This window comes from Spirulina sp. CS-785/01, from assembly GCF_028330525.1.
Taxonomy (GTDB): Bacteria; Cyanobacteriota; Cyanobacteriia; order Cyanobacteriales; family Spirulinaceae; genus JAQMSD01.
In genome coordinates this window covers 1-3,609 of the sequence record NZ_JAQMSD010000279.1, presented here as the reverse complement: position 1 = coordinate 3,609, position 3,609 = coordinate 1, and the positions used below count along the sequence as shown (strand labels likewise).

Here is a 3,609-nt window from a genome sequence, read left to right as displayed (position 1 = left end):
TCTCCCGACTCCCAACTCCCAACTCCCCCATCTCCCAAACAGTAGATTTAACAGCGATAAGGCTTTAAACTAAAATTTGCAAATTGGCGTAGAAGTGAAAGAAAGAGATAACCTGTGCGAAAAATTCTTATTGCTGGTAACTGGAAAATGCACAAGACGCAAGCAGAGACCAAAGACTTTCTGCAAGCGTTTCTCTCGGAATTAGGAGATGCTCCCGACGAACGGGGTATTATTCTCTGTCCGACCTTTACCTCCCTTGGGGTAATGTCTAAAAACCTCCACGGAAACCGTGTGCGCTTAGGGGCGCAAAACCTCCACTGGGAAGATTCTGGAGCGTACACGGGCGAGATTTCTGGGGTGATGTTGACCGAATTAGGGGTCAGTTATGTCATTGTTGGCCATAGTGAACGGCGGCAGTATTTTGGAGAAACGGATGAGACAGTAAATTTACGCCTCAAAGCGGCACAAAACCATGGTTTAACCCCGATTCTCTGTATTGGGGAAACCAAGGCCCAACGGGATGCGGGAGAAACAGAAACGGTAATCGAAAATCAACTCCGTCAGGATTTAGTGGAGGTTAATCAAAATAATTTGGTGATTGCTTACGAACCTATCTGGGCCATTGGGACTGGAGACACTTGTGAGTCCACTGAGGCCAACCGCGTTATTGGTTTAATTCGCTCGCAGTTAACTAATAAGGAGGTGTCGATTCAATACGGGGGGTCTGTGAAACCCGCGAATATTGATGAAATTATGGCACAACCGGAAATTGACGGGGCGTTAGTGGGTGGGGCAAGTTTAGACCCGGCCAATTTTGCCCGCATTGTGAATTATCAATAATTTTATTGGTTGTTTGTTCTTTGTTCTTGGTTCTTTGTTCTTGGTGAGGGAACAGGGAAAATCACCGATTACCCATTACCGATTACCGATCACCGATCACCGATTACCCATTACCAAAGAAAAAATGTCTAACTTATTCGCTTGGGGACAACGAACCTACATTATGGGGATATTAAACGTCACTCCCGATAGTTTTAGTGATGGGGGGGAGTTTAATACCGTAGAGGCGGCGTTAGTACAGGCTAAGGCGATGGTGGAGGGGGGGGCGGATATTCTGGATATTGGGGGACAGTCCACTCGGCCTGGGGCCGAACAAATTCCCTTGGAGGAGGAGTTAAAGCGGACGATTCCGGTGATTAAGGAAATTCGTCAAGAGATGACGATTCCGTTGTCTATTGATACCACTCGCGCTGAGGTGGCCCAGGCGGCCTTGGATGCGGGGGCGAATGTCATTAATGATATTTCCGGGGGACAGTATGAGCCGCAAATTTTACAGGTGGCGGCAGATGCGGCTGTGCCGTATATTTTAATGCACATTCGGGGGACTCCCCAAACAATGCAGCAACGGACAGATTATCAGGATGTGGTGGCTGAAATTTATCAATATTTTGAGCAGCAAATTCGGCGGGCCGTAGAAGTGGGGGTTGCGCGATCGCAGATTATCCTAGACCCCGGCATTGGCTTCGCCAAAACCTACGAACAGAATCTCGAAATTTTGCGACGCTTACCGGAATTTAAACCCTTAAATTGTCCCCTCCTCATTGGCGTGTCCCGGAAAAGTTTTATTGGCCATCTACTCAATCAACCCGACCCCAAAAAGCGGGTTTGGGGGACGGCAGGGGCTTGTGCCAGTGCCATAGCGAAAGGGGCTGATATCCTGCGAGTCCATGATGTCCCCCCCTTATTCGATGTGGCCCAAGTCACCGATGCCATTTTTCGTTAACCCCTCGGAAAAATTTTCCCCAATTCAGAAAATTATGGCAATTGGCGCAAACCCCGATTGTCAGCCAATTTCACTCCCTCCCTCCTAGCTCCAATCCGGCGGGTTTTCCCCAAATCCGCCTTGAAACCCCACTCAGTAATTTTTCATATGTCCAGGATAGGAGTAGGATAAAGGACGGGTTAACAGTCTAACAGGATACATTTCGTTAAAGGAGAAAAGCGTAAATTGTCTAGATATTTATTCACCTCGGAATCTGTCACCGAAGGACATCCTGATAAAGTCTGTGACCAACTCTCAGACACCATCATTGATGCCTTACTGGCAGAAGACCCCGGCAGTCGGGTGGCGGCGGAAGTTGTCGTGAACACTGGACTCGTATTAATCACCGGAGAAATCACCTCCAAAACCAATGTCAACTACGTGAAATTAGCCCGCAACAAAATTGCAGAAATTGGCTACACGGATGCTGACAATGGATTCTCCGCCGACAGTTGCGCTGTATTAGTCGCGCTTGATGAACAATCCCCCGATATCTCTCAGGGGGTGACTGCGGCACAAGAGCAGCGCGAAGCTCTCAGCAGTGACCAACTCGACGAAATTGGGGCAGGAGACCAAGGGTTAATGTTTGGGTTTGCCTGTAACGAAACCCCGGAATTGATGCCTATGCCCATCAGTTTAGCCCACCGGGTCACTCGTTATTTGGCCAATGTCCGGAAATCCGGTCAATTACCCTATTTACGTCCAGACGGGAAAAGCCAAGTCAGCGTCGTCTATGAAGATGGCAAACCCGTTGGCATTGACACCATCTTAATCTCTACCCAACATGACCCCACTGTTGGCGACTTATCGGAAAATTCCGCCATTCAAGCCAAAATCAAAGAAGACTTAATGGAAGCGGTGGTCAAACCCGTGTTTGCGGATATCGCGGTTAAACCCGACGATAACACCCGTTTCTTGGTCAACCCCACCGGAAAATTTGTTGTGGGTGGGCCGCAAGGTGATGCAGGCTTAACCGGACGGAAAATTATTGTGGATACCTATGGTGGGTATTCTCGTCACGGTGGGGGAGCTTTCTCTGGTAAGGATCCCACAAAAGTGGACCGTTCCGCCGCTTATGCTTGCCGTTATGTGGCGAAAAATATTGTGGCTGCTGGGTTGGCAGAGAAATGTGAAGTCCAAGTGAGTTATGCCATTGGGGTTGCTCGTCCTGTGAGTATTTTGGTGGAAACCTTCGGAACTGGGAAAGTGTCTGAAGAATTGCTGCTGGAATTAACTCGCAAGCATTTTGAATTGCGTCCGGCGGGCATTATCCAAGATTTCCATTTACGGACGTTACCGAGTCAACGGAATGGCCGTTTCTATCAAGATGTTGCGGCTTATGGCCACATGGGTCGTCCTGATCTTGATCTACCTTGGGAACGCACGGATAAAGCGGAAATTCTCAAACAAGAGGCGATGTCCGCTACCACGGCATAATAAGTCCCCAAGGGCATTAAACAAGGCTGAAAATCGACGAGAGACGTGCTGAGGTGCGTCTCTTTGTCGTGAAGGCAGGTTTGACAACTCGCTAACCGCTCGTTGAAAGCTAGACATTGATTGACATTGTTCAATTTTTGTTGACTTAGAAAGGGACGAGCGTGCAGACTCAGCCATAAATCCTGTAAAAAGGTAGGCTACCTTCGCCCGGGTCATCACACCCAAGTGTAAACGCCAGCACTTGGCCCTGTGGTCTGTAATTAAACAAAACACCAACGATGAGTGAAGGTAGTGTTACAGACGTAAAAAGCCCTTTGAAGTTTGTCGAGGCAAACCTTACAGTTTAACTG

Annotated in this window: 3 protein-coding genes; all 3 read left to right on the top strand. The window is 48.4% G+C overall.

What is annotated here, in order from left to right; translation table 11 throughout:
* Positions 1-114 precede the first annotated feature (114 nt).
* The 3 genes from tpiA (at position 115) to metK (ending at position 3,259) form a co-directional block, all read left to right on the top strand.
* Positions 115-840 (top strand): triose-phosphate isomerase, encoded by a 726-nt coding sequence (gene tpiA, locus PN462_RS18095; RefSeq protein WP_272130225.1) that lies wholly within the window; start codon positions 115-117, stop codon positions 838-840.
* Positions 841-964: 124 nt separating this feature from the next.
* The gene (gene folP, locus PN462_RS18090; protein WP_272130224.1) at positions 965-1,783 is read left to right on the top strand and encodes a dihydropteroate synthase; all 819 of its coding nucleotides are present in this window, start codon (positions 965-967) and stop codon (positions 1,781-1,783) included.
* A gap of 225 nt (positions 1,784-2,008) precedes the next feature.
* A complete protein-coding gene (metK, locus tag PN462_RS18085; protein WP_272130223.1) occupies positions 2,009-3,259 on the top strand; it encodes a methionine adenosyltransferase in 1,251 nt (416 codons plus the stop codon).
* The last annotated feature ends 350 nt before the right edge of the window (positions 3,260-3,609 follow it).